Raw genomic sequence first — 24,255 nt, forward strand, 5'->3', positions numbered from 1 at the left:
TCCCCATGGCCGTCAAGAAACGAGGTCTAGGACGTGGACTGGATGCACTGTTGAGTGGTCCGACCGTCACGTCGCTTGAAGAACAGGCGGTGCAGGCCGACGAGCGCGAGTTGCAGCACCTGCCCCTGGACCTGATCCAGCGCGGTAAATACCAGCCGCGCCGGGACATGGATCCCCAGGCGCTGGAAGAACTGGCCAATTCGATCAAGGCCCAGGGCGTGATGCAGCCCATCGTGGTCCGCCCGATCGGTGGTGGGCGCTTTGAAATCATCGCCGGCGAGCGCCGCTGGCGTGCAAGCCAACAGGCGGGCAAGGAAACCATCCCGGCAATGGTCCGCGATGTGCCCGACGAAACCGCGATCGCCATGGCCTTGATCGAGAATATCCAGCGTGAAGACCTCAACCCCATCGAAGAAGCGATTGCGTTGCAGCGTTTGCAGCAGGAATTCCAGCTGACCCAGCAACAGGTGGCCGAGGCGGTAGGTAAATCCCGCGTAACCGTGTCCAACCTGCTGCGCCTGATCGCGCTGCCGGAAGTCATCAAGACCATGTTGTCCCATGGCGACCTGGAAATGGGCCATGCCCGTGCATTGCTAGGTTTGCCGGAAAATCAACAGGTTGAAGGGGCGCGACACGTTGTCGCACGGGGGCTCACCGTTCGTCAGACCGAGGCCTTGGTTCGGCAGTGGCTCAGCGGTAAACCTGCACCGGTTGAAACGGCCAAACCTGATCCGGATATCGCGCGTCTCGAGCAGCGCCTGGCCGAGCGCCTGGGCTCTGCGGTGCAAATTCGCCACGGTAAGAAGGGCAAAGGCCAACTGGTCATCGGATATAACTCCCTCGATGAGCTTCAAGGCGTCCTTGCCCACATTCGCTGAAACATTTGCTTATGTAGCGCGTGATCGGAAATCACTACCCGACAGTTGAATAGGGGCTGAACCGCCCCTATACTCTGCGCGCATTTTGTCGGCACAAATTATGCCAAGTTATTGATTTCCGGCAGCCGACCATTGAGGAGCAAGAGTGATGGAAACCCGCACGCCAAACACGTTGCCGTTCCATCGCTTGGCCGTTTTCCCGGTTTTATTGGCTCAATTTGTCATCCTGCTGATCGCCGCATTGGCGCTTTGGTATTGGCATGGAGTCGTAGCCGGATATTCAGGACTCTGCGGAGGCCTGATAGCCTTGCTGCCCAATATGTATTTTGCTCACAGGGCCTTTCGGTTTTCCGGCGCCCGAGCAGCCCAGGCCATCGTCCGGTCTTTTTATGCCGGCGAGGCGGGGAAACTGATTTTGACGGCAGTGCTGTTTGCACTGACCTTTGCAGGTGTGAAGCCATTGGCGCCGCTGGCTGTATTCGGTGTCTTCGTGTTGACCCAACTGGTCAGCTGGTTCGCTCCCCTGCTAATGAAAACAAGACTTTCGAAACCTTAGGGCGTTTGAGGCAACCATGGCAGAAACAACCGCTTCGGGCTATATCCAGCACCACTTGCAGAACCTGACCTTCGGTCAGCTTCCCAACGGCGGCTGGGGCTTCGCCCACACCGCAGCAGAAGCCAAAGAAATGGGCTTCTGGGCTTTCCACCTGGATACTCTGGGCTGGTCGGTCGCATTGGGTCTGATCTTCGTCCTCATTTTCCGCATGGCGGCGAAGAAGGCGACTTCCGGTCAACCGGGTGCTCTGCAGAACTTCGTTGAAGTATTGGTCGAATTCGTCGATGGCAGCGTGAAAGACAGCTTCCATGGCCGTAGCCCGGTGATCGCACCGCTGGCGCTGACCATCTTCGTCTGGGTGTTCCTGATGAACGCCGTCGACCTGATCCCGGTCGACTGGATTCCTCAACTGGCCATCCTGATCTCCGGCGATCACCACATTCCATTCCGTGCGGTCTCCACCACGGACCCTAACGCCACCCTGGGCATGGCCCTGTCGGTGTTCGCGTTGATCATTTTCTACAGCATCAAGGTCAAGGGCATCGGCGGTTTCATCGGCGAACTGACCCTGCACCCATTCGGCAGCAAGAACATTTTCGTTCAGGCCCTGCTGATTCCGGTGAACTTCCTGCTGGAATTCGTCACCCTGGTCGCCAAGCCTATTTCCCTGGCCCTGCGACTGTTCGGCAACATGTATGCCGGCGAACTGGTGTTCATCCTGATCGCTGTGATGTTCGGCAGCGGCCTGCTCTGGCTTAGCGGCCTGGGCGTTGTTCTGCAGTGGGCGTGGGCTGTGTTCCACATCCTGATCATTACCCTGCAGGCCTTCATCTTCATGATGCTGACCATCGTCTACCTGTCGATGGCGCACGAAGAGAACCATTAAGACCGGTCTCGACCAGTCTGATGTCCTTCCCGGTGAAACGGGAAGGTGGCCCACCAGGGCTGATGAAACGATTTGTTTTACCGCTTTAAAATCTAAAAAACCTAAACCATACGACGTAAAAGTCGGGAGGAAAGATGGAAACTGTAGTTGGTCTAACCGCTATCGCTGTTGCACTGTTGATCGGCCTGGGCGCCCTGGGTACTGCCATTGGTTTCGGCCTGCTGGGCGGCAAGTTCCTGGAAGGCGCAGCGCGTCAGCCAGAAATGGTTCCAATGCTGCAAGTTAAAATGTTCATCGTCGCCGGCCTGCTCGACGCCGTGACCATGATCGGCGTTGGTATCGCTCTGTTCTTCACCTTCGCGAACCCCTTCGTTGGTCAACTCGCTGGCTGATCACTCGATTTCGAGTGATTGGGGTGTTGGACAACGAATGAGCGAGGTGTTGGCGTGAACATTAATGCAACCCTGATTGGCCAATCCGTTGCGTTCTTCATTTTTGTAGTGTTTTGCATGAAGTTCGTGTGGCCTCCGGTCATCGCGGCTTTGCACGAACGTCAGAAGAAGATCGCGGACGGCTTGGACGCTGCCAGCCGTGCAGCTCGCGACCTGGAGTTGGCCCAAGAGAAAGTGGGTCATCAACTGCGCGAAGCTAAAGCACAGGCAGCTGAGATCATTGAGCAAGCCAAGAAACGCGGTAACCAGATCGTCGAAGAGGCTGTTGAAAAAGCCCGCGTCGAAGCTGACCGTGTGAAGGCTTCGGCTCATGCCGAGATCGAACAGGAACTGAACGGCGTCAAAGACGCGCTGCGTGCCCAACTGGGTGCTCTGGCGGTCGGCGGTGCTGAGAAGATCCTTGGTGCCACAATCGATCAAAACGCGCACGCGGAGCTGGTTAACAAACTGGCTGCTGAAATTTAAGCGAGGGCGATCATGGCAGAACTGACCACGTTGGCCCGACCTTACGCTAAGGCAGCCTTCGAGCACGCCCAGGCCCACCAGCAGCTGGCCTCTTGGTCAGCCATGCTCGGCCTGGCTGCAGCCGTGTCGCAGGACGACACCATGCAGCGCGTGCTCAAGGCCCCGCGCCTGACGAGCGCAGACAAGGCCGCCACTTTTATTGAAGTGTGCGGCGACAAGTTCGATGTGAAAGTGCAGAACTTCATCAATGTCGTTGCCGAAAACGACCGACTCCCGCTTCTGCCGGAGATCGCCGCACTGTTCGACCTGTACAAGGCCGACGCAGAGAAATCGGTAGACGTTGAAGTGACCAGTGCTTTCGCATTGAACCAAGAACAGCAAGACAAACTCGCCAAGGTTCTCAGTGCACGACTCAATCGGGAAGTGCGCCTGCAAGCTTCGGAGGACGCATCCCTGATTGGTGGTGTTGTTATCCGTGCCGGCGACCTGGTTATCGATGGCTCGATTCGCGGCAAAATCGCGAAACTTGCCGAAGCATTGAAATCTTGAGTTTGAAGGGGCAGCAGAGCAATGCAGCAACTCAATCCTTCCGAAATAAGTGAAATTATCAAGGGCCGCATCGACAAGCTCGATGTGACCTCCCAAGCCCGTAACGAAGGCACTGTCGTCAGCGTATCTGACGGCATCGTGCGGATTCACGGTCTGGCCGACGTTATGTACGGCGAGATGATCGAGTTTCCGGGCGGCGTCTACGGTATGGCCCTCAACCTGGAGCAAGACTCCGTAGGTGCCGTTGTATTGGGCGCGTACACCAGTCTGGCTGAAGGCATGAGCGCCAAGTGCACTGGCCGCATCCTGGAGGTTCCGGTTGGTAAGGAACTGCTGGGCCGCGTAGTCGACGCACTGGGTAACCCTGTTGACGGCAAAGGTCCACTGGGCAACACCGAGACCGACGCGGTCGAGAAAGTTGCTCCGGGCGTGATCTGGCGTAAGTCGGTAGACCAGCCTGTACAGACTGGCTACAAGGCTGTCGATGCCATGATTCCTGTCGGCCGTGGCCAGCGTGAGCTGATCATCGGTGACCGTCAGATCGGTAAAACCGCTCTGGCCATCGACGCAATCATCAACCAGAAGAACAGCGGAATTTTCTGCGTCTACGTAGCCATCGGTCAGAAGCAATCGACCATCGCCAACGTGGTTCGCAAGCTGGAAGAAAACGGCGCCCTGGCCAACACGATCATCGTGGCTGCCAGTGCTTCGGAATCTCCTGCGCTGCAATTCCTGGCACCGTACTCCGGTTGCACCATGGGTGAATTCTTCCGCGACCGCGGTGAAGACGCGCTGATCGTTTACGACGATCTGTCCAAGCAGGCCGTGGCTTACCGCCAGATCTCCCTGCTGCTGCGCCGTCCACCAGGCCGTGAAGCTTACCCAGGCGACGTGTTCTATCTTCACTCCCGTCTGCTGGAGCGCGCATCCCGCGTTTCGGAAGAGTACGTAGAGAAGTTCACCAACGGCGCAGTGACCGGCAAAACCGGTTCCCTGACCGCACTGCCGATCATCGAAACCCAGGCTGGCGACGTTTCCGCGTTCGTTCCGACCAACGTGATTTCCATCACCGACGGTCAGATCTTCCTGGAATCGGCCATGTTCAACTCAGGCATCCGCCCTGCAGTGAACGCCGGTGTTTCGGTATCCCGTGTGGGTGGTGCCGCTCAGACCAAGATCATCAAGAAGCTCTCCGGCGGTATCCGTACCGCTCTGGCTCAGTACCGTGAACTGGCGGCATTCGCCCAGTTCGCTTCTGACCTGGACGAAGCGACCCGTAAGCAACTTGAGCATGGTCAGCGCGTTACCGAGCTGATGAAGCAGAAGCAATACGCCCCAATGTCGATCGCTGACATGGCGTTGTCGCTGTATGCCGCTGAGCGTGGGTTCCTGACCGACGTTGAAATCGCCAAGGTCGGCAGCTTTGAACAAGCGCTGATTGCTTACTTCAACCGCGATCACGCCGATTTGATGGCGAAGATCAACGTGAAGGGTGACTTCAATGACGATATCGACGCTGGCATGAAAGCCGGTATCGAGAAGTTCAAGGCCACCCAAACCTGGTAAGCCGCAGCGGGAGCCGCAAGGCTCCCGCTTGCTAACCTGATAGGTGTTACATGGCAGGCGCAAAAGAGATTCGCAGTAAGATTGCGAGCATCAAAAGCACGCAAAAAATTACCAGCGCCATGGAAAAAGTGGCGGTCAGCAAAATGCGCAAGGCACAAATGCGCATGGCTGCTAGCCGTCCTTATGCGGAGCGTATCCGCCAGGTAATTGGGCATCTGGCCAACGCCAACCCGGAATACCGCCACCCCTTCATGATCGAACGCGCCGTTAAGCGTGTGGGTTATGTGGTTGTGAGCAGTGACCGTGGTTTGTGCGGTGGTTTGAATACCAACCTGTTCAAGGCCCTGGTCAAGGACATGGCGGTAAACCGCGAAAACGGCGTCGAGATCGATCTGTGTGTTGTTGGTAGCAAGGGTGCGGCCTTTTTCCGCAACTTCGGCGGTAACGTCGTTGCAGCTATCAGCCACCTGGGTGAAGAGCCGTCGATCAATGATTTGATCGGCAGTGTGAAGGTGATGCTGGATGCGTACCTGGAAGGCCGGATTGACCGCCTGTCCGTGGTATCCAACAAGTTCATCAACACCATGACCCAGCAGCCGACCGTGGAGCAATTGATTCCACTGGTGGCGACCCCGGATCAGGAACTCAAGCACCACTGGGACTACCTCTACGAACCAGACGCCAAAGAGTTGCTTGATGGCTTGATGGTGCGCTACGTGGAGTCGCAGGTGTACCAGGCGGTGGTCGAGAACAACGCAGCTGAACAAGCGGCGCGGATGATCGCGATGAAAAACGCTACCGATAACGCCGGTGATCTGATCAGCGATTTGCAGCTGATCTACAACAAGGCGCGTCAGGCTGCGATCACCCAAGAGATCTCGGAAATCGTCGGCGGCGCTGCCGCGGTTTAACGGTTCAAATATTCAGAGGATCCAGCTATGAGTAGCGGACGTATCGTTCAAATCATCGGCGCCGTTATCGACGTGGAATTCCCACGCGACAGCGTACCGAGCATCTACAACGCGCTGAAAGTACAAGGCGCGGACACTACCCTGGAAGTTCAGCAGCAGCTGGGCGACGGCGTGGTTCGTACCATTGCGATGGGTTCCACCGAAGGCTTGAAGCGCGGTCTGGACGTTATCGACTCCGGCGCTGCCATCTCCGTACCGGTCGGTAAAGCGACCCTGGGCCGGATCATGGACGTGCTGGGCAACCCGATCGACGAAGCTGGCCCGATCGACACCGAAGAGCGTTGGGGTATCCACCGCGCTGCGCCGTCGTTCGCAGAGCAGGCAGGCGGCAACGACCTGCTGGAAACCGGCATCAAGGTTATCGACCTGGTTTGCCCGTTCGCCAAAGGCGGTAAAGTCGGTCTGTTCGGTGGTGCCGGTGTAGGCAAGACCGTAAACATGATGGAACTGATCCGTAACATCGCCATCGAGCACAGCGGTTATTCCGTGTTCGCCGGTGTGGGTGAGCGTACTCGTGAGGGTAACGACTTCTACCACGAGATGAAGGACTCCAACGTTCTGGACAAAGTGGCGCTGGTTTACGGTCAGATGAACGAGCCGCCGGGAAACCGTCTGCGCGTGGCACTGACCGGCCTGACCATGGCCGAGAAGTTCCGTGACGAAGGTAACGACGTTCTGCTGTTCGTCGACAACATCTACCGTTACACCCTCGCCGGTACTGAAGTATCCGCACTGCTGGGCCGTATGCCTTCGGCAGTAGGTTACCAGCCGACCCTGGCTGAAGAGATGGGCGTTCTGCAGGAACGTATCACTTCGACCAAGGAAGGTTCGATCACTTCGATCCAAGCGGTATACGTACCTGCGGACGACTTGACCGACCCGTCGCCAGCGACCACCTTCGCCCACTTGGACGCCACCGTCGTACTGTCCCGTGACATCGCTTCCCTGGGTATCTACCCAGCGGTCGATCCACTGGACTCGACTTCGCGCCAGCTGGACCCGAACGTGATCGGCCAGGAGCACTACGACACCGCTCGCGGCGTTCAGTACGTGCTGCAGCGTTACAAAGAACTGAAGGACATCATTGCGATCCTGGGTATGGACGAGCTGTCGGAAGCCGACAAGCAGTTGGTAAACCGTGCTCGTAAGATCCAGCGCTTCTTGTCGCAGCCGTTCTTCGTGGCTGAAGTCTTCACCGGTGCTTCGGGTAAATACGTTTCCCTGAAAGACACCATTGCTGGCTTCAAAGGCATCCTCAACGGTGACTACGACCACCTGCCAGAACAAGCGTTCTACATGGTCGGCGGCATCGAAGAAGCGATCGAGAAAGCCAAGAAACTGTAATCCAGGCGCCCGGAAACGGGCGCTCATCAGGTTGAGGCAATCAGATGGCTATGACAGTCCATTGCGATATCGTCAGTGCGGAAGGGGAAATCTTCTCCGGTCTGGTAGAAATGGTGATTGCACACGGCGAACTCGGTGACCTGGGTATTGCCATGGGTCACGCGCCATTGATCACCAGCTTGAAGCCAGGTCCGATCACTCTGACCAAGCAAGGCGGGGAAAAGGAGGTGTTTTACATCTCCGGTGGTTTCCTTGAGGTTCAGCCGAACATGGTCAAGGTACTTGCCGACACCGTGCAACGTGCTGGCGACCTGGATGAAGCCTCCGCTCAGGAAGCCGTCAAGGCTGCCGAGAAGGCCCTGAACGAAAAAGGCGCAGACTTCGACTACAGCGCTGCTGCAGTCCGTCTGGCCGAGGCCGCAGCTCAGCTGCGTACTCTCCAGCAGATCCGCAAAAAGTAAGCGGCCACGCCGTCATGCTTCATGCGCGATTGATTAAAAAGGGTAGCCTCGGCTACCCTTTTTCTTTTTTGCAAAACACTTCTTTGGTCTGAACCCGGACCGCCCAGGATTGGTAGCCATTCATGTCTCTTGAAATCGTCATTCTCGCCGCAGGCCAGGGCACCCGTATGCGTTCGGCCCTGCCTAAGGTGCTGCACCCGGTCGCGGGTAATTCCATGCTTGGGCATGTTATCCACAGCGCTCGTCAGTTGGACCCGCAACGTATCCACGTGGTGATCGGCCACGGTGCTGATGTGGTGCGCGAGCGCCTGGCGGCGGATGACCTGAATTTCGTCTTGCAGGACAAACAACTGGGCACCGGCCACGCCACCGCGCAGGCTGTGCCGTTCATCACCGCCGACACGGTGCTGATCCTCTACGGCGACGTGCCGCTGATCGAAGTGCAAACCCTGCAACGCCTGCTAAAACATGTGGTACCCGGCCAGATGGGCCTGCTCACCGTTGAGCTGGATGACCCTACCGGCTACGGGCGTATCGTGCGCAACGCCGATGGCAAGGTTGCCGCCATCGTTGAACACAAGGACGCCAGCGAAGCCCAGCGCGCGATCACCGAAGGCAATACCGGTATCCTCGCCGTTCCGGCCAACAAGCTTGCCGACTGGATGAGCCGCCTGTCCAACAACAACGCCCAGGGCGAGTACTACCTCACCGACGTCATCGAGATGGCCGTGAATGATGGCCTGGTAGTCGCCACCGAACAGCCACACGACCCGATGGAAGTGCAGGGCGCCAACGACCGCAAGCAACTCGCCGAGCTGGAGCGTCACTACCAACTGCGCGAAGGCCGTCGCCTGATGGCCCAGGGCGTAACCCTGCGCGACCCTGCGCGTTTTGATGTGCGCGGTGAGGTCACCGTGGGCCGTGACGTGCTGATCGATATCAACGTGATCCTCGAAGGCCGCGTGATCATTGAAGACGACGTGGTGATTGGCCCGAACTGCGTGATCAAGGACAGCACCCTGCGCAAAGGCGTGGTGGTAAAAGCCAACAGCCATATCGACGGTGCCGTGATGGGCGAGGGCAGCGATGCCGGGCCGTTTGCGCGGTTGCGTCCTGGCACTGTGATGGATGCCAAGGCCCATGTGGGTAACTTCGTTGAATTGAAGAATGCCCATTTGGGAGAAGGCGCCAAGGCCGGTCACCTGACTTACCTGGGTGACGCGGTAATCGGTGCGCGCACCAATATCGGCGCTGGCACCATCACTTGCAATTATGATGGCGCCAACAAGCACCAGACCGTATTGGGCGAAGACGTGTTTATCGGCTCCAACAACTCGCTGGTCGCCCCGGTCAGGCTGGGTGATGGCGCCACGACCGCCGCCGGCTCCACCATCAATCAGGATGTGGATAACTTGCAGCTGGCCGTCGCCCGAGCCCGCCAGCGCAACATCGACGGCTGGAAACGCCCGGTCAAAATCAAAAAGACCTGAGTTATTCACAATATATAAGCAGCATAGCCTCAAAGTGGGAGGGGGCTTGCCCCCGATGGCGGTGGGTCAGTGGCAGATGAGCTGACTGACCCAGCGCTACCGGGGGCAAGCCCCCTCTCACATGTTCATATGTGTCGTTTAAAAAATCTGTTCCCGACGCTTGACGATACCCTCCCAATAGGTTTTGATTGCCTTCGTTATCTTTCGAAACGAAACTTATCACTACCATGTCGAAACGTAATACACCTCAACGACGCCACAACATCCTCGCCCTGCTCAACGAACAGGGCGAAGTCAGTGTGGATGAATTGGCCAAGCGTTTCGAAACTTCCGAAGTCACCATCCGCAAGGACCTGGCTGCCTTGGAAAGCAACGGTTTATTGCTGCGGCGCTACGGTGGCGCAATCACCATGCCTCAGGAATTGGTCGGCGATCCTGCCCAACCCGTTTCTGCGTACAAGCGCGCCATTGCTCGTGCTGCAGTCAAGCGCCTGCGCGAACACGCCCGCATCATCATCGACAGCGGCAGCACCACCGCCGCCATGATCCCCGAGCTGGGCCACCAGCCTGGTCTGGTGGTGATGACCAACTCCCTGCATGTGGCCAGCGCTCTGAGCGAATTGGAACACGAGCCGGTGCTGTTGATGACCGGCGGCACCTGGGACCCGCATTCGGACTCGTTCCAAGGCCAGGTCGCTGAGCAAGTGCTGCGGTCCTACGATTTTGATCAACTGTTCATCGGTGCCGATGGCATCGATCTGGAGCGTGGCACCACCACTTTCAACGAATTGCTGGGCCTGAGCCGCGTGATGGCCGAAGTCGCCCGTGAAGTGGTGGTGATGGTCGAATCCGACAAGATCGGCCGCAAGATTCCCAACCTGGAACTGCCTTGGGGCAGCGTCCATACCCTGATCACCGATGATCGCCTGCCGCTTGAGGCCCGCGACCAGATCCAAGCCCGCGGCATCACGTTGATATGCGCGGCAATCATCTAGGAGAAACACCATGTGTGGCATTGTTGGCGCAGTCGCTGAACGTAACATTACGCCCATCCTGATCGAAGGCCTCAAGCGCCTGGAATACCGTGGCTATGACAGCGCCGGTGTGGCCGTTTTCACCAACGGCGGCAAGCTTGAGCGCATGCGTCGCCCGGGCAAAGTCAGCGAACTGGACCAGGCCCTGGCCGGCGAGCCGCTGGTCGGTCGCCTGGGCATTGCCCACACCCGCTGGGCCACCCACGGTGCACCGTGCGAGCGCAATGCCCACCCTCATTTCTCCGGTGACTTGGCGGTGGTGCACAACGGCATCATCGAAAACCACGAAGTGCTGCGCGAACAGCTCAAGGGCCTGGGCTACGTGTTCACCTCGGACACCGACACCGAAGTCATCGCCCACCTGCTTAACCATAAGCTCAAGGACCACAACGACCTCACCAACGCCCTCAAGGCCACGGTCAAGGAACTGCACGGTGCCTACGGCCTGGCGGTGATCAGTGCCAGCCAGCCCGACCGCGTCGTGGCCGCCCGCAGTGGCAGCCCGCTGGTGATCGGCCTGGGCCTGGGTGAGAACTTCCTGGCCTCCGACCAACTGGCCCTGCGCCAGGTGACTGACCGCTTCATGTACCTGGAAGAAGGCGATATTGCCGACATCCGTCGCGAAAGCGTGGCGATCTGGGACATTAACGGCAATTCCGTCGAGCGCGAAGCCGTGCAATACCGCGACGGCGCCGAAGCCGCCGACAAGGGCGAGTTCCGGCACTTCATGCTCAAGGAAATCCATGAGCAACCGTCCGTGGTGCAACGCACGCTGGAAGGTCGCTTGAGCCAGAACCAAGTACTGGTCAACGCCTTCGGCCCACAGGCCGCCGAGCTGTTCGCCAAGGTCCGCAATGTGCAGATCGTCGCCTGCGGCACCAGCTATCACGCCGGCATGGTCGCGCGTTATTGGTTGGAAGAATTGGCTGGCATCCCGTGCCAGGTCGAAGTGGCCAGCGAGTTCCGCTACCGCAAGGTGGTGGTACAGCCCGATACGCTGTTCGTAACCATCTCCCAGTCCGGTGAAACCGCCGACACCCTGGCCGCCCTGCGCAACGCCAAGGAGCTGGGTTTCCTGGCCAGCCTGGCGATCTGCAACGTCAGCATCAGCTCCCTGGTGCGTGAGTCCGACCTGACCTTGCTCACCCAGGCCGGTCGCGAAATCGGCGTGGCCTCCACCAAGGCATTCACCACCCAGTTGGTCGGCCTGTTGCTGCTGACCCTGTCCCTGGGCCAAGTGCGTGGCACTCTCGCCGCTGGCGTGGAAGCCACCCTGGTCGAAGAACTGCGTCGCCTGCCGACCCGCCTGGGCGAAGCCCTGGCCATGGACAGCACCGTGGAAAAAGTCGCCGAACTGTTCGCCGACAAGAACCACACCCTGTTCCTCGGCCGTGGCGCGCAATACCCCGTGGCGATGGAAGGCTCGCTCAAACTCAAGGAAATCTCGTACATCCACGCCGAAGCCTACCCGGCGGGCGAACTCAAACACGGCCCGCTGGCCCTGGTGGATGACGACATGCCAGTGGTCACCGTGGCGCCGAACAATGAACTGTTGGAAAAGCTCAAGTCCAACCTGCAGGAAGTGCGTGCCCGAGGCGGCCAGCTGATCGTGTTCGCCGACGAAAAGGCCGGCATGACCAATGGCGAAGGCACCCACGTCATCAACATGCCGCACATCCACGACACCTTGTCGCCGATCCTCTACACCATCCCGCTGCAACTGCTGTCGTACTACGTGGCCGTGCTCAAGGGCACAGACGTTGACCAGCCGCGTAACTTGGCGAAGTCGGTGACGGTGGAGTAATCCGCCGCTTCCCGGAGACCCGCCCGTTCGGGTCTCCACTGCCAACCCTCCCTAAGGCACAAACTCCACCCGCAACCCCCGACTCGCACTGCGCCCCTGATCGTCGCTGACCCGCAACCGGTACTCCCCCGACTTCCCCGGTCGCCAATTCAGCGTGGCCTGTGGCGAGCCCTGGCCGATCAAGGTTTGGTCAGCAAACCAGTACAGGGTCACCGCATCGCTGGCCGCGTTCGCGTTCAGCGGGATGCTTTCCTGGGGCTGGGACAGGCGCAGTTGGTAGCTTACTTGGGTCAACGGCGAACGAATCTGCGGCGCTTCGCTCTGGTCGCTGATGCGGTTGGGCTGGCAGTTTTTCATCACATTGGGCGGTGTACGGCGCGGCAGGCCGGCGGCGCGGTACAGGCGTTGTACGTCGCTGGGCCAGAACTCGAAGACTTCCTCGCGGGTGTATTGCGGATCGAACGGTGGGCAGGCCGCTTTGCCGGTGCGGGTGTCGATCAGCACCGGGCGGTGCAGGTTGGACACGCGAATCGGTGAGACGCCAGGGATGTACCAGGTCCTGCGGGTTTGCGGGCACCAGCGGTTGGGCAGGTCGCCGGAGGCGGCGCAGACGTCGATGCGCACCAGTCCGGCAGGTGGCTTGTCGGCCTTGATGACGACGTTCGGCAAAGCCAATGGCAGGGCGTCGGCGATACGGAAGAACAGCGGCGCGGCGGTCTTGGCACCGATAAATGCAGGGTTGGGGCGCCCGTCGAAGTTACCCACCCACACCACCAGCACATACGGGCCCACCAGGCCGGCGCTCCATGCATCATGAAAGCCCCAGGACGTGCCGGTTTTCCACGCGGTGCGCCAATGGTGCGCGGGCAGGCCATCCGGACGCGGGTTGCGGCGCAGCATGTCGCGCACCATGAAAGCGGCCTGAGGGGTGAGCAATTGCACGCCTATGGATGGCGGTTGTTCCTGCACATAGCGCAACGGTCGCAGATGCCCGTCGCCCGCCAGCATTACGTATAGCCGCGCCAGCTCCTCCGGGGTCATCTCACCGCCGCCAAGGGCCAGGGCCAGGCCATAGTGGCTCTCATCGCGCAGGCCCTTGATGCCGGCGCGTTGCAACAAACCATACAACGACGGCGACTTGACCTGGCTGGCCAGCCACACCGCCGGGATATTGCGACTACGGATCAAAGCGTCCCGCGCCGTCAGCGGGCCGACAAAACTGCCGTCGAAATTTTCCGGCTGGAAGTAGCCGAAGTTACTGGGCAAATCCTTGAGGATACTCATGGGATGGATAATCCCCTGGTCCAGCGCCAGCCCGTACAGAAAGGGCTTGAGCGTCGACCCCGGCGAGCGTCGGGACAACACGCCATTGACCTGGCCGTGGATGCCTGTGGATAAGTAATCCGCCGAGCCCACCAACGCCTTGACGCTCTGGTCGCGGCTGTCGATCAGGATGGCCGTTGCGTTTTCCACACCCGTGCTGCGGCGCTCGGCGATAAAACCGCTGATCAAACGTTCAAGCAATTGCTGAAGCGGCAGGTTGAGAGTGCTGTTGATTTGCGTGCCGGTCTGGGAGGCCAGCAGCTGTTCGCTCAGGTGCGGCGCCAGAAACGGGATCTGCTGGCGGTTGCGTGCTTCAAGGGGCAGGTCGAGCAGACTGTCATTGCGCGGGTCTTGTGGATAAGTGTTGCGCCAGTCGGCCATCAAGCGCAGCCGGGCGTTCTGCAGCGACGGCCCGAAACGCGCCCGTCGCCCGGGTTGCTGGGGGATGACCGCCAGGGCCAGTGCTTCTGACAATGACAGCGTTGCCGCAGCCTTGCCGAAGTAGATGCGGCTCGCCGCTTCGGCGCCTTCGATATTGCCGCCCATGGGCGCCAGGTTGAGGTAAGCCTCAAGAATCTCGTGCTTGCTGTAGCGCGCCTCCAGCCAAAGCGCCAAGGCTATTTGCTGCACTTTGCCCGGCACCTGGCGGGTGTTCAGATCCCACAGGCGCCGCGCCAGTTGCATGCTCAAGGTCGATCCGCCCTGACGCTGGCCGCCGCTGTAGGTGGCCATGGCCGCACGCAGCAATGCCGCCGGATTGACCCCCGGATGCCAGTAGAAATTGCGGTCTTCCTTGAGCAACAAGGCGTCGATCAGTGACGGCGACATGCGCTCCAGCGGCAGCCACAGGCGATATTGGCCGTCATCCGCCAGGGTCATGCGCAGCAACGAGCCGTCATCGGCCAGCACCACCCGTGATGAGGTGACGGCCTGTTCCAACGAAGCATGGGGCCACAGCCGCAGCCCCGCCAGGAGCGCCGCCGCTGCCAGCAGCGGCGCCAGGCGTTTAAGGCTGGGTGATTTCAAGCTGGCCTACTTTGCCGCGTCCTTGCAGGGTGGTTTCGTACATGCCTTCGGCGTAGGCCGGTGGCGTGTTGAAGGTGCCCGCGTTGGTGGCGCGCACGCGGTACACGAAGGTGCCTGCGTCACGCAGCGCAGTGCCGTACAACACCACCCGATCATCACGCACATCCACGTAATCCGGCTGCCAGTTGCTCAGCTCGGTTTCACCGATGGGCGCCTGCCAGGTGTCGGCCTCTTGGCTGTCTTCACTGGACTCCACGTACTCGGCGTCGTCGCCTTCGCTTTCACTGTCCTCGGTGCTCGCCGCTTCCGGCTCCGGCGCCACGTTATACACAGGCTCGACACCGCCGGGCAGCAGGTCGACCACCGCCACCTGCTGCACCTGGTCGCGGTCGGTGGCGCGCAGACGCAGGCGCACCAGGAACTCTTCGCCCACCGCCACTGTGCTCAGCGGCTCGCCTTTGAGGTCGAGGTACTCGTGGATGATTTCCAGGCCATTGTTGATTGGCTTGAGCTTGGCACCCTCGTCGAAACCGGCTTCGCTGAGCATATAGAACGCCGCCGGGCCGTCGGACTTCTCCATCACCAGCTTCTTAGTGGCGGCCGGTACGGCAGCACGCGGCGGCTGGCCGGCCATGTCCAGCAGTTGTTGCTGCTTGTCGCTCAGCCACGCGGTGGCCTTGAGAGTCATGTCGCTTTGGGCGCGCTGGCCGTAGTTGTCCAAGGCGCGCAGCAGCAGGGCCGCCGACAGCGAGTTATAGCGCTGCTCATTGAGCCGCTTGCCGAGCTTATCCAGCAGTGCCGTGGGCACATCGTCCATCAGTTCAGGGAAGTGGCGCGCCAGCAGGTGCAAGTGTTCGGCATCGTGCACCAGCGGGTCGTAGTACAGGCCGTCGCTGTCCCACTTATCCACAAGGGTGCGCCATGGGATCTTGCGGAACAAGGCATCGGCCTGCCGATCCTGTTTGAGCAACTTGTAGCTGGCGGCCAGGTAAGCTGCGCCCAGGTCGTTCTGCCAGGTGTCCTTGAAGTAGCTTTCGTAACGTTCGCGGATATCGCTCAAGGCGCCGCTGACCAGAATCCCCTGACGGCTCAACAGGTAACTGGCGTAGGCGCGATTGCGCAATTCCGAAAGGCCTTCGCTAGGACCGTTGGCCAGGTCTGTCAGATAAGCATTCGAGCGTACCAACAGGTCTTCCGGTACCGGCAGCCCGTGCTCTTTGGCTTCGATCAGGAAGTCGGTGGCGTATAGGCTGGCGTACGGCGCCACGTCGGGGTTGGCAGCCCACAAGCCGAAGCCTCCGGCCTGGTTCTGGCGCTGGCGCAGCATGCGTACCGCACTGCCGAAGGCTTGCTCGGCCTCCGGTGCCGTGCCCCCCCAAATCAACGCCGGCATGGCCTTGGACACCAATTGTTCGGTGCAGGCATAGCCGTAGTCATCCAAGTAATGCTTGAGGCCGTTGGCCCATACCAGCGGCGAAGCAGCCACGCCCAGTTGCACGTCGCGCAGTTGGCCGAACAGTTCGCGGGTCGGTTTCAGTTCTTTGCTGGCGCTGTCGAAACGGCCCAGGCTCAGGGCCACGCGATGCTCGCTCAGAGGACGGATCGACGTGGTCTCGGCCACTTGAATACGTTTGCCGTCCGGCAGCACCGCGACAAAGCGCAGGTCTGCCGAACCCAGGGTTTCGCCCACTTTGATCCTGAACTGCGCAGTGCCTTCTTTGCGCGGTTGCAGGGCCAGCGTGCTGGCCTTGTCGCCCTGTACCACCAGACCGGTGCTGGTCTGCAGTTCAAACTTCACGTCCGCCGCCGCCTCCAGGTTACTGAAGACCCCGGCACTCACGTTGAACACATCGCCCGGTGCCACAAAGGCCGGTACGTTCGGTGTGATGACCAGCGGCCCGCGCACGTCGGTGTTGGTCTCGCTCACGCCGACGCTGTCGCTGTCCACCGACACCGCAAACAGGTGCAGTTTGCCGTTGAAGCTGTCCGGCACTTGATAGTGCAGCACGGTTTCGCCGGCAGGCAGGTCCACCAGACCCGACCACCAGGCCACCGGTGGCTGATGTTTGCGCTTGAACGGGTTGAGATGGTTCGCCAGGGCGCCTTCGGTATCGCCGCCGGGCGCGGCCCCACTGAGCAGACGGCTGAATTCCGGCAGGATCAGGTCAAGGATCTGACTGGTGCCGACCTCCAACGCGCGCTTCTGGAAGAAGAAACCCAATGGGTCCGGCGTCTGATAACGCGCCACCTGCAGGATGCCTTCGTCCACCGCGTACACCACCGCACGGCCCGGACGGTCGGCGGTGACCTTGATATCCAGGGTCTGCCCCGGCTCGATCTTCGCCGGGCCTTCCACCTTCAGCGCCATGCGTCGTGCATCCAAGTTGATGCTGAACGGCACCACACCGTAGGACAGCGGGCTCATGTACACCTCCGGCGAGCCCATATCGCGTACGAATTGCACGTTAACGTAGGCATTGCCCTCAAGCCCTGCCGGTACGCGGATATGTTGCACGCTGGTGGTGCTGTCGGCCTTGAACCACTGCTGGGTGTAGACCTTGTCGCGTTCGATGGTGATCAGGCCCGCGCCGGTATACGGCGCCCGCAGGCTGATGGCGATCTCGTCACCGGTGGCGTAGCTGGATTTATCCAGGCGCAATTGCAGCTCGGCGTTGCGCTCCAGGGAGCGCGAGGTATTGCCGTGCCCGGCCACGCTGTAGTCGATCTGGTTGAGCAGGTTACCGTTGGCATCCTTGACCTGCAGGGTGAAATCTCCCGGCGTCGCGGTGTTCAGTGTCTGCCTGGCGCCGTCCTTGGTCATCGCCAGCGGTGAGGCCGGTTGGCTGATGTTCTTGATGCGCGACTCGTACTTGTAGGTGCCGTTGGACTGTTTCACCAGCACCGAGACATAGCGGTGTTCCACCACTTCACTGGTCAGGCCATCTACCGCCAGCGGCGTGAGGTCCGGTGCCACGGCCAGCCATTGCACCTGGCGTGGCGCATCCTTGGCGACGTACGACAGCGAATCCTGACTTTTCACACCCACCAGGTAGGGCGCGGACGACACCAGCAAAGCACTTTGCGCGGCCACGTTACGGCCGCCCTCGGCTTCATACACCTGGGTCATCACTTGCAGGCGGTAAGTGCTGTTGGCGAAGCGTTGCAGGTTAAGGTCGAGCACGGCCTGGCCGTTATCGTCGAGGGTGCTTTCGGCCAGGTCTTCGGTGCTCGCATCTTGCAGGGCATCGTTGAGGCGGAAGCGATAATCGGGGTAGCGGTCGAAGGCCGCAAGGGTCGGGCTCAGGGACATCTTGCCGGTGACGCGACGGTCCGCCGCCGGCGCGCCGAACAGGTGCATGGCGGTGACCTTGGCCACCACTTGGTCAGGCGCGATCCAACCCGCCACCGGGGTGTCGTGCAGGCTCAGGCTGACCTTCATGCGGTCCGGTTCGAAGTCACGCACCTTGAAGCTGACACTGCCCAGGTCGGTGCGCGTCTGTTTCTGGCCGATCAGCTGCAAGGTCGCGGTGTAATCCCCGGCGGGCGCGACTTCGCTGCTGGGGAAATCAAAACTCTCAAAACCGCTGGCGGACAGTTTCAGCGGCTGGCGAATCACTTCCAGGCCGCGTGGGTCGGTGATTTGCAGTTCCACCGGCAGGCCTTGCAGTGCGCCCTTCCAGTTGCCGCTGCGCACGATCATGCCCAAATGCGCGGTTTCGCCGGGCCGGTACAGGCCACGGTCAGTGAACAGGTAGGCGCTGAGACGATCAATCGCGCCGTCTTCCTCCAAACCGCCTACGTCGAAGCGCGACAAATCCAGTTGCTGGGACTGACGGGCAATGGGCAGAAACGACTGGTCATTACCGCGAGTGACCACATACATGAGCGGCGTTTTCTCACGGCGCAGTTCATCGAGCTTGGCGAAATGCGCGTGGCCTTCGGCATCCGAGTGGCCACTGGCGACCGGCAGACCGTTGCGGCCGATGATGTCGACCTGCGCGTCAGCCACCGGTGAACCGTTGCCGATGGACTGCACATAGACATCATGGCTGCCATCGCTGGAACGCTTGGCGATGATGCCCAGGTCGGTCACCACGATAAACCGCAGGTCGCTGGTGCCGCTGCGGTCGTAGTCGAAGGTGCGTTCGGCCTGTTCGTCCTGGGGGCTGAGCTTGAGCACAAAAATACCGCGGCGGCCGCCATTGGCGGTGAGGTAGTGGCTCAGGTCCACATTGTCGTAGACGGTTTTCGCCGGGTCGTTGGACGACAGCGCAATGTCCAGTGACTGACGCTCGACCATACGATCGAAGTATTCGTTACCAAAGTTGGGGCGGGCGAAGCTGCCGCTGCTCTGGTCCACCAGATGCTGCAACTGATTAGGCAGCAGGCGCGCAATTTCCACATGCGCGCCAGGCACGCCACGGGCCATGAAGCCCAGGCGTTTTTCGCCATTGAGGCTGAGCAATGCGCCATCAGACAAGAACTGCAATGTGCGTGGATACGCCGGCATGCTCACCAGCGACGCCGTAGGATTCTTCGCCAGATAGCCGCCGATGGCTTCCAGGTTGGCGGGTACGCGCACATACAGCGCGCGGCCGGCCGGGGCCTTGAACTTGAAGGCGTGCAGGGTATTCAGCGGTTCGACGCTGGGCACGTGGGTCAGCGTGACCTTGGTGCTGCGGGCCAACAAGGCGTCATCGATCTCGTTAGTGTTATAGGGACGGGTGTCGTCCTCGGCTTTTTCGGGCAACAGCCAGGCCTGCACCTTACCGGCGATGGTGTCATCGGCTACGGCGCTGGAGCTGCTGAACATCAGCACCGGCTCGGGCTCGCCGCGTGCGTTATCCACAAAGCTCACTTCGGCGCCGGTGAACGTCAGGCGATAACGCCCGGGCACGGTCACTTCCGCTACCAGCGTTGCAGTGCTGGCGTTGCCACCGTCGCGGGCCTTGATGCCTTCATCCAACTTGGCGCTGACGGGCGTACTTTCCAGCGGCGTGGCCAGGGCGGCGGAGCGCACGTAGGCGTTGAGTTTATGCTCGTCGAAGGTGATTTCCGGGCGGTTGGGCAACTGCGCATCACGGTACGTCAGGCCTTTGCCGAGAATGACCGACACACGCTTGCGCAGGCTGTCTTCATCCACTGGGTGGGAAAAGTGGAAGGTGGCTACCAGCTGTTTCAGCGTCGGGTTGGACGGGTCTTGATACAACTCGTTTTGTCCCAGGGTGACGCGCAATGGCTGGGTGGAAAATTGCGCGCTGTATTGGTCGAGCAATACACCGTCGGCCAGCAGGTTTTTCTTTGCCAGGTCCAGGGTGTAATGGGCGTCGATGGGCCAGTCTTTTTCCGGTACGAATACCAGGGTGCGGTCATCCGCCCAGCGCCAGCTGCCGGCAACCTCGGGTTTAAGAGTAATGCCCTCGGTCACCGGTTTGCCGATCGCCGACAGCGGCGCCACGGATTCGCCGAAACGCACCTGCAAGTTATCCACAACCGGTGTTTGCTGGGTGTAGTCGGTCAGGTTCGGTTTGTGCAGCGAATAACTCGCGGTGTGCGGCTGCGGCAGGTGGGAATACCAGTGCCAGCCGTAGAACCCGGCAGCGGCGAGCAGCACAAGGCCGAGCACACCGGCAGCGGTCTGGCGTGGGTACGCGCGCGCTTTGCCCCCCAGGTTCGTCACGCCACGGCCGACGGCATGCAGCCACAGCGGCGGCTGCCAGCGACCGAAAACGGCCCCCACCACGGTCAGAAACACACCGACAACACGACGGCTGATGGCTTTGAGCGAATCGAACATGATGGGCATCCCTGGCTAAGTGCGGCGTATCTTACACGCGTCTTTGATACAAAAGATGTCGCCGATACGCCGCACGCGAGGATGTTTACGGGGTTAGTGAACGCTTATGCATTCCAGCGAGCGGTCGACCTGATCGTCCCCACGCTCTGAGTGGGAGTGCCGCCTGGGACGCTCCGCGTGCCGCCAAGCGCTGCAAGTTCTGACTATTGCGCACAGGTGACGCAGAGCGTCACGGGCTGCATTCCCACGCAGAGCGTGGGAACGATCTTTGAAGGGGCCGCTTCGCAGCCCAGGGCAGGCCTGCTCACCACAGCGAGCCCCCTCCCACAATTTGATCTTCGTTCGGCTTGCGGGGGTCAGGTCCACCAGTAGCGTACGAGGTGGAAGAAAATGGGGGCCGCGAAACACACCGAATCCAGCCGATCCAGCATGCCGCCGTGCCCTTCGATCATATGTCCCCAGTCCTTCACGCCCCGGTCACGCTTGATCGCCGACATGACGATGCCGCCAGCGAAGCCGAGCAGGTTGATCAGCAGCGCAATCAAAAACGACTGCCACGGATTGAACGGCGTGGTCCACCACAACGCCGCGCCGATCAGGGATGACAGCAGAATCCCGCCGACGAAGCCTTCCACGGTTTTGGACGGCGACAGGTTCGGCGCGATCTTATGTTTGCCGAACAGCTTGCCGCACACGTATTGCAGCACGTCCGACAACTGCACCACGATCACCAGGTAGGCGATCAGCAGCAGGTTGCGGCCTTCGTAGCCGGGAATGTCCAGTGTCAGCAGTGCGGGTACGAACGACACGCAGAACACCGCGATCATCAGGCCCCACTGCACCTTCGACGCGCGCTCCAGAAAATGCGTGCTGTCGCCGCCTAACGACGCGAGGATCGGCAGCAGCAGGAACACGTACACCGGGATAAAAATCGAGAACAACCCGTACCAGTCCGAGTAAATCAGCAGGTATTGCAGCGGCAGGGCCAGGTAGAACGCGGCCACCAGGGCCGGGTAGTCGCTGCGGCGGGTGGGGGTGAGGGTAAGGAATTCGCGCAAGGCGTAGAACGACACCGCATAAAACAGCAGGATTACCGCGCCGGTGCCGAGCCAGAAGGCGATACCGATCACCACCACCATGACCCACCAGGCGTTGATGCGCGCGTTGAGGTTGTCGATCACCGCGTTTGGCGTGCCACGGGTGCGCAGTTTGAGAATCAGGCCGATCAGCGAGGCCAGGACCAGGATCGCGCCGATCCCGCCGAACAACATCAGGGTTTGGCTATCCATCTCAGCAGTGCTCCGGGGCAAGGGCGAGCAGGGCATCGCGGGTGCGGGCGAGGAACAGCGCCTTGTCTTCGCCGTCTTGCAGTTGCAGGGGGGCACCGAAGCTGGTGGTGCACAGCAGGGGCAGCGGCAGGACGCGGCCCTTGGGCATGACCCGATTGAGGTTGGCGATCCACACCGGGATCAGCTCGGCCTGTGGGTAACTTTTCGCCAGGTGATACAAACCGCTTTTGAACGGTAGCAAGCCGTCCTCCAGATTGCGCGTGCCTTCCGGGAAGATGATCAGCGAGTCGCCACCTTCCAGCGCCGCCAGCATCGGTTGCAGAGGGTTATCCACAGGCTCTTTGCGCTCACGATCAATCAGCACACCGTTGAACACGCGGTTGATGATGTAGCGGCGCAGGGCGCTTTTATTCCAGTAATCGCTGCCGGCCACCGGGCGCGTGAACTTGCGCAGGTTCTGCGGCAGCGAGGCCCACAGGAGCACGAAGTCGCCGTGGCTGCTGTGGTTGGCGAAATAGATGCGCTGCACCGGCACCGGCGCGCAACCCAGCCACAGGCTGCGAGCGCCCGTGACAGTGCGGGCCATGGATGTAATCAGCGTGGCGACCACAGGTTCGAACATGGGGGTTCCTTATCCGGCGAAAGGCAGCCAAGGGCTGGTGAGGATCACGGCCAGGGTCAGCAGGGTTTGAGCGCCCAGCAGCCAGGCTTGTTTGCGCAGCAGTTTGAGGGCGCCGCGACGCCGTTCGGTCCAGGGCCGGCCGGCACGCTTGGGCGATTGCAGGCCCAGAGTCTGCAGAGCCTGGTCGAGGTCGACGGTACGCTCGGTGTCGCGGGCCAGGAGGTCGAACAGGTCGGCGTCGAAGGCCACCCGCAGCGCCCAGTACTTCTGCAGCAGCCCGAGCAGAATCATCCACAGGCTGAGCAGCAGGCAGATGGGTGAAACGCTGACCATCAACAGCTGCGCCAGGCCGAATAACACCCCGACCAGCGTCAGGCCTGTGGATAACTGGTCCAAGGAGCGGCCGCGGCGCAGCAGGCTGGCGACGACCTGAAGTTCCATATCAGCGGGCATGGGCCAAACCCTCAAGGGCTGAACGATGAGCGGGGTGCAGGACCACCTCGGTCCGCGCTGTACCAATCATAGCCAGTGCTTTATCTACTGTGGCGGCGCGGCCGCTGTGCAGCAGCCAGGCCGCAACAGCGGTGGCACTGCGCGAATAACCCAGGGCACAGCACACCAGCAGCGGACCTTCGATGCGCAGGCGCTCAATGGCCTGGGCCGCCTGCAGGCATTCGGCGGGTGTGGGCGCAGTCAGGTCCAGGACGGCGATGCATTGATAAGCCCGGCCCTGTGGATAAATCGGTAACTCAGCGCAGAGGTCGACGATGGCCTTGAAAGACGTTTGCTCGCTCGTCGTGGGTATTCGCCCGAGCCAGACGTTATCCACAATAAGATCCGGCTGTGGATGCTTGCGTGTCCATAGCCGTGAATTTATCCACGCCGCCGCCAGATAAGGCGCATACAGCCAGCGCGCGGCTGGCGTCAGTCGGCCATCGCTGCGCTTCTGAAACCCCACAGCGCCCAGCACGGCGTAATTGGCACTGACCAACCCCAGCGACACGGCTGGCCACAGCAGCCATAACCAGCCGCCACCCAGCTTCAAGGCCGCTGTCGCCAGGGCCAAGGCTCCCAGGCCGTAGCGCAACCCCAGCCGCCAACGTTTCGGGTTGCGAGCCAAACGTGCATTCAACAGCGGGCTGGGATGTTCCACCGGCCACAGCCATACGCACAGCCAGCCGGCGAGGGCGCCTGTGGGTAAGTCAATAAAGTGATGTTGATAAGTGGTCAGTACCGAAATACCGATCAAGGCGAACCAGCCATGTACCACCCAGCGCCACGCCCCTTGGGTGTGGCGCTGGTACATCACCCACAGGATCACCAGCAGTGCGATATGCAGCGAAGGCGCTTGGTTGAACGGCTTGTCGAAGCCAGCCAGCACGGCAAACAGCCAGCCGAATACGCCGTCCAGTTCCGGCCGCTCGAACGTGAAGCGCAGCGGCCAGATCAAAAAGCAGCTCACGGCGATGATCTGGGCGGACAGCAGGCGCAGGGCATGTTGTTTGAGTTCATGGCGGCTGTTGGGCAGCAGCAGGGAGAAGCCATACAGCAGGTCAATGGACCAGTAGGGCACGATGGTCCAGGCCCAGAACGGCATATGGCTTTCCCAGTCGAATACCAGCGTACCCACATCGCTGCGCTGGCTGGTGACCCAGGTGGCAAAGCCGTAGGTGCTGAAAAACAGCGGCGCCAGCAGCAGCAGCCACAGGACCGCAGGCTTTAACAGGCCGGGTTCGCGCATG

At 60.7% G+C, this 24,255-nt stretch carries 19 protein-coding genes; 13 read left to right on the forward strand and 6 right to left on the reverse strand.

Annotation, left to right across the window (positions count from 1 at the left end):
• The first annotated feature begins 5 nt into the window (after nt 1–5).
• From QRN10_RS11585 to glmS, 13 genes are all read left to right on the forward strand, one after another.
• Nucleotides 6–878, forward strand: a complete 873-nt coding sequence (locus QRN10_RS11585) for a ParB/RepB/Spo0J family partition protein (protein WP_016970690.1) — start codon at nt 6–8, stop codon at nt 876–878.
• Nucleotides 879–1,026: 148 nt separating this feature from the next.
• The gene (locus tag QRN10_RS11590; RefSeq protein ID WP_010565865.1) at nt 1,027–1,434 is read left to right on the forward strand and encodes a F0F1 ATP synthase subunit I; all 408 of its coding nucleotides are present in this window, start codon (nt 1,027–1,029) and stop codon (nt 1,432–1,434) included.
• A gap of 16 nt (nt 1,435–1,450) precedes the next feature.
• Entirely contained in the window at nt 1,451–2,320 is an 870-nt protein-coding gene (atpB, locus tag QRN10_RS11595; RefSeq protein ID WP_034101609.1) for a F0F1 ATP synthase subunit A, read from the forward strand.
• A gap of 134 nt (nt 2,321–2,454) precedes the next feature.
• Nucleotides 2,455–2,712 (forward strand): F0F1 ATP synthase subunit C, encoded by a 258-nt coding sequence (gene atpE / locus QRN10_RS11600; protein WP_002555987.1) that lies wholly within the window; start codon nt 2,455–2,457, stop codon nt 2,710–2,712.
• Nucleotides 2,713–2,766: 54 nt separating this feature from the next.
• Nucleotides 2,767–3,237, forward strand: coding sequence for a F0F1 ATP synthase subunit B (locus QRN10_RS11605; protein WP_003177066.1), 471 nt, complete (start codon nt 2,767–2,769; stop codon nt 3,235–3,237).
• A gap of 12 nt (nt 3,238–3,249) precedes the next feature.
• A complete protein-coding gene (locus tag QRN10_RS11610) occupies nt 3,250–3,786 on the forward strand; it encodes a F0F1 ATP synthase subunit delta (RefSeq protein WP_253509841.1) in 537 nt (178 codons plus the stop codon).
• Between the two features lie 21 nt (nt 3,787–3,807).
• Nucleotides 3,808–5,352: a F0F1 ATP synthase subunit alpha gene (gene atpA, locus QRN10_RS11615; RefSeq protein WP_034101605.1), complete on the forward strand. Its 1,545-nt coding sequence runs from the start codon at nt 3,808–3,810 to the stop codon at nt 5,350–5,352.
• A gap of 50 nt (nt 5,353–5,402) precedes the next feature.
• Entirely contained in the window at nt 5,403–6,263 is an 861-nt protein-coding gene (atpG, locus tag QRN10_RS11620; RefSeq protein ID WP_003195829.1) for a F0F1 ATP synthase subunit gamma, read from the forward strand.
• Nucleotides 6,264–6,290: 27 nt separating this feature from the next.
• The gene (gene atpD, locus QRN10_RS11625) at nt 6,291–7,667 is read left to right on the forward strand and encodes a F0F1 ATP synthase subunit beta (protein WP_065953331.1); all 1,377 of its coding nucleotides are present in this window, start codon (nt 6,291–6,293) and stop codon (nt 7,665–7,667) included.
• Nucleotides 7,668–7,711: 44 nt separating this feature from the next.
• Complete coding sequence (locus tag QRN10_RS11630; protein WP_003177061.1) at nt 7,712–8,128, forward strand: F0F1 ATP synthase subunit epsilon; 417 nt, start codon at nt 7,712–7,714, stop codon at nt 8,126–8,128.
• Between the two features lie 122 nt (nt 8,129–8,250).
• Complete coding sequence (glmU, locus tag QRN10_RS11635; protein WP_181077566.1) at nt 8,251–9,618, forward strand: bifunctional UDP-N-acetylglucosamine diphosphorylase/glucosamine-1-phosphate N-acetyltransferase GlmU; 1,368 nt, start codon at nt 8,251–8,253, stop codon at nt 9,616–9,618.
• 227 nt (nt 9,619–9,845) lie between these two features.
• The gene (locus tag QRN10_RS11640) at nt 9,846–10,613 is read left to right on the forward strand and encodes a DeoR/GlpR family DNA-binding transcription regulator (protein ID WP_181077567.1); all 768 of its coding nucleotides are present in this window, start codon (nt 9,846–9,848) and stop codon (nt 10,611–10,613) included.
• Nucleotides 10,614–10,623: 10 nt separating this feature from the next.
• Nucleotides 10,624–12,456, forward strand: a complete 1,833-nt coding sequence (glmS, locus tag QRN10_RS11645; protein ID WP_285428433.1) for a glutamine--fructose-6-phosphate transaminase (isomerizing) — start codon at nt 10,624–10,626, stop codon at nt 12,454–12,456.
• A gap of 51 nt (nt 12,457–12,507) precedes the next feature.
• Here the strand turns inward: glmS and pbpC are convergent, their stop codons facing one another.
• From pbpC to QRN10_RS11675, 6 genes are all read right to left on the reverse strand, one after another.
• Entirely contained in the window at nt 12,508–14,805 is a 2,298-nt protein-coding gene (gene pbpC, locus QRN10_RS11650) for a penicillin-binding protein 1C (RefSeq protein WP_285428434.1), read from the reverse strand.
• Nucleotides 14,786–20,602 carry an alpha-2-macroglobulin gene (locus tag QRN10_RS11655; RefSeq protein WP_285428435.1) on the reverse strand — a complete coding sequence of 1,939 codons (5,817 nt, stop codon included), beginning with the start codon at nt 20,600–20,602 and terminating at the stop codon, nt 14,786–14,788. The genes pbpC and QRN10_RS11655 overlap by 20 nt, the downstream gene beginning before the upstream one ends.
• Before the next feature lie 356 nt (nt 20,603–20,958).
• Nucleotides 20,959–21,891, reverse strand: coding sequence for a phosphatidate cytidylyltransferase (locus tag QRN10_RS11660; RefSeq protein WP_017528659.1), 933 nt, complete (start codon nt 21,889–21,891; stop codon nt 20,959–20,961).
• 1 nt (nt 21,892) lies between these two features.
• Nucleotides 21,893–22,513: a lysophospholipid acyltransferase family protein gene (locus QRN10_RS11665; protein WP_253509836.1), complete on the reverse strand. Its 621-nt coding sequence runs from the start codon at nt 22,511–22,513 to the stop codon at nt 21,893–21,895.
• Between the two features lie 9 nt (nt 22,514–22,522).
• Nucleotides 22,523–22,966: a hypothetical protein gene (locus QRN10_RS11670; RefSeq protein ID WP_253509835.1), complete on the reverse strand. Its 444-nt coding sequence runs from the start codon at nt 22,964–22,966 to the stop codon at nt 22,523–22,525.
• A complete protein-coding gene (locus tag QRN10_RS11675) occupies nt 22,956–24,254 on the reverse strand; it encodes a phosphatase PAP2/dual specificity phosphatase family protein (protein ID WP_253509834.1) in 1,299 nt (432 codons plus the stop codon). The genes QRN10_RS11670 and QRN10_RS11675 overlap by 11 nt, the downstream gene beginning before the upstream one ends.
• Nucleotide 24,255 lies beyond the last annotated feature (1 nt).

It is taken from the genome of Pseudomonas sp. lyk4-R2A-8, assembly GCF_030209095.1.
Lineage (GTDB): Bacteria > Pseudomonadota > Gammaproteobacteria > Pseudomonadales > Pseudomonadaceae > Aquipseudomonas > Aquipseudomonas quebecensis.